Origin of the sequence: Kinneretia sp. DJ1R-11 (assembly GCF_025717595.1) — a bacterium.
Lineage (GTDB): Bacteria > Pseudomonadota > Gammaproteobacteria > Burkholderiales > Burkholderiaceae_C > Paucibacter_A.
Window position 1 is genome coordinate 1 of the sequence record NZ_JAJIRR010000046.1, and the last position, 1,163, is coordinate 1,163.

Here is a 1,163-nt window from a genome sequence, read left to right on the forward strand (position 1 = left end):
AGGATGGTGGCAACCACACCCGAACCCACGGTACGGCCACCTTCGCGGATAGCGAAGCGCAGACCGGTTTCCATGGCGATCGGAGCGATCAGCTTCACGGTGATGCCGACGTTGTCGCCAGGCATGACCATTTCCTTGTCCGCGGGCAGCTCAACAGCACCGGTCACGTCAGTCGTACGGAAGTAGAACTGGGGACGGTAGTTGTTGAAGAACGGAGTGTGACGGCCGCCCTCTTCCTTGCTCAGCACATAGACTTCAGCAGTGAAGTGCGTGTGCGGCTTGATCGAACCAGGCTTGCTCAGCACTTGGCCGCGCTCGACGTCTTCGCGCTTGGTGCCGCGCAGCAAGATACCGACGTTGTCGCCCGCTTGACCTTGATCCAACAGCTTGCGGAACATTTCCACGCCAGTCACGGTGGTCTTCTGCACGTCGCGGATACCGACGATTTCGATTTCTTCGCCGACCTTGATGATGCCGCGCTCAACGCGACCGGTCACCACGGTGCCACGACCCGAGATCGAGAACACGTCTTCCACCGGCAGCAGGAAGGCGCCGTCCACGGCACGCTCAGGCTGGGGGATGTAGGTGTCCAGGGCATCGGCCAAGCGCATGATGGCTTGCTCGCCCAGATCGCCAGTGTCGCCTTCCAGAGCCAGCTTGGCCGAACCCTTGATGATGGGGGTGTCGTCGCCGGGGAAGTCGTACTTGCTCAGCAGCTCGCGCACTTCCATTTCCACCAGTTCCAGCAGCTCGGCGTCATCCACCATGTCGCACTTGTTCAGGAACACGATGATGTACTTCACGCCCACTTGGCGAGCCAGCAGGATGTGCTCGCGGGTCTGGGGCATCGGGCCGTCAGCAGCCGAGCACACCAGGATCGCACCGTCCATCTGTGCGGCGCCGGTGATCATGTTCTTCACATAGTCAGCGTGGCCGGGGCAGTCAACGTGAGCGTAGTGGCGGTTGGCCGTTTCGTACTCAACGTGGGCGGTGTTGATCGTGATGCCGCGTGCCTTTTCTTCAGGCGCAGCGTCGATCTGGTCGTAGGCCTTGGCCTCGCCGCCGAACTTCTTCGACAGCACGGTTGCGATCGCAGCCGTCAGGGTCGTCTTGCCATGGTCCACGTGACCGATGGTGCCGACGTTGACGTGCGGCTTGGTGCG

At 61.7% G+C, this 1,163-nt stretch carries 1 protein-coding gene; it reads right to left on the minus strand.

Going from position 1 to position 1,163, the window contains the following annotated elements:
- Positions 1–1,163, minus strand: a 1,163-nt coding sequence (tuf, locus tag LNV23_RS23840) for an elongation factor Tu (RefSeq protein WP_263565238.1), incomplete at both ends; no start/stop codon positions are given.